The sequence below is a fragment of the Stenotrophomonas sp. 05L44_2 genome (genome assembly GCF_056665995.1).
This window is the reverse complement of the sequence record NZ_JBFTNR010000810.1, coordinates 1-1,728: the sequence shown is the minus strand read 5'-3', so window position 1 is coordinate 1,728 and position 1,728 is coordinate 1. Positions and strand designations below refer to the sequence as shown.

The 1,728-nt window shown below is 67.5% G+C and carries 1 protein-coding gene and 1 pseudogene; one reads left to right on the top strand and one right to left on the bottom strand.

The annotated features are described in order from the left end of the window. Positions 1–359, top strand: a pseudogene (locus tag AC1VAN_RS20890) (TonB-dependent receptor); the annotation flags it as partial. Between the two features lie 368 nt (positions 360–727). On the opposite strand, the gene AC1VAN_RS20885 reads toward AC1VAN_RS20890, so the two are convergent. After that, positions 728–1,728: alpha-amylase family glycosyl hydrolase (locus AC1VAN_RS20885; RefSeq protein ID WP_480986643.1), on the bottom strand; the 1,001-nt coding region annotated here is incomplete at its 5' end.

The following is a 1,728-nucleotide window of genomic DNA, read 5'->3' as shown; positions in this document are numbered from 1 at the left end:
GCACCGACCCGATCAGCCTGCCCGGCCTGTCCAAGCGCGTGTACAACTTCACCGCCTACTACGAGCGTAGTGGCTTTGAGGCACGCGTGAGCCAGCGCCGCCGTTCGGACTTCATCGGCGAGATCGGCAACTTCAACGGCAACCGCACCCTGCGCTATGTCGTGGGCGAGAACGTGACCGATGCGCAGGTCAGCTATACCTTCAGCGACAGCAGCAGCCTGCGTGGGCTGACCCTGCTGCTGCAGGGAAGCAACCTGACCAACGAGCCGTACCGCACCTACGCCGGCACCAAGGATCGCCCGCTGGAGTACATCGAGTGGGGCCGCACCTACATGCTGGGCGTGAACTACAAGTTCTGAGGTAGCGCCGGGCCATGCCCGGCGACCCGGACTCGGTAGTGCCGGCCGCTGGCCGGTACCGCCATCGGTAGCGCCGGGCCACGCCCGGCGACAGGACACAGCGAACAGGACCGGAAACCCGCTGCGCAGGCAGCGGGTTTTCCTTTGTGCGCACAACGCGATGGCCAGTGAAGCGTGATCGGTACGGCCCCATCCACGCATGCCGTGGTTCTCCCCCGCCGCATCGCAATCGATGCGTGCCGGGCATCCATTCGCCCCCCTGGTAGATCCACGCCATGCGTGAATGCTCTGCGCCGGAACCGCGCCCACAAAAAAGGGACGGGGCGCTTCGGCCCCGTCCCCGCAAGTACCGCCACCGGAGAAATCGGTCAGCTGCGTCGTGCGCAATACACCGCACGCGGCGGCAGCTGCAGTTCATTGCCCTGCACCGTCCCCGCATCCGGGCCCGGCACAGCCACCTGCTGCCAGTTGCCCGCCGGCAGCGGATGGCTCACCGCTTCGGCCGACAGGTTGAAGGCCAGCAGGAGAGTTTCATCTGCAAGCATACGCTCGAACAGCAGCACTGGCTCGGCACTGTCCAGGAACCGGATGTCACCGTGCAGCAGGGCCGGCTGGGTACGGCGCCAGGCCAGGAAGCTGCGGAAGGCCGACAGCACCGAATGCGGATCCTGCGCCTGCACCGCCACGGCCGCCGCCTGGTGCTCGGCCGGGATCGGCAGCCACGGCTTGCCGGTGGTGAAGCCGGCCAGCGGCGCGTCGATCCACGGCAGCGGCGTGCGGCAGCCGTCGCGCCCCTTGAAGTTGGGCCAGAAGGTGATCCCATACGGGTCCTGCAGCGCCTCGAACGGCACTTCGGCCTCGGCCAGGCCCAGTTCCTCGCCCTGGTACAGGCAGACCGAACCACGCAGTGAACACAGCAGCGCCACCAGCATCCGCGCCAGGCGAGGGTCGGCCGGATGGCCACCCCAGCGGCTGACCGCCCGCTCCACATCGTGGTTGGACACCGCCCAGCACGGCCAGCCTTCGGTCATCGCCGCTTCCAGGCGCGAAACGGTGTCGCGGATGTAGGCCGCGCTGTAATCGTTGACCAGCAGCTCGAAGCTGTAGCCCATGTGCAGGCGGCCATCCTGGGTGTATTCGGCGGTGGTCGCCAGCGAATCCTCCGAGGAGATCTCGCCCAGGCTCACCGCCCCCGGGTACTCGTCCAGCAGGGCGCGCAGCTGCTCCAGGAACGGCAGGTTCTCCGGCTGGGTGTTGTTGTAATAGTGGTACTGGTAGGCGTACGGGTTGTCCGCGCTGAAGCCGCGGCCGACGCGCTTGTCGGCCGGCTTGGGCGGGTTGTCGCGCAGCTGCGCGTCATGGAAGCAGA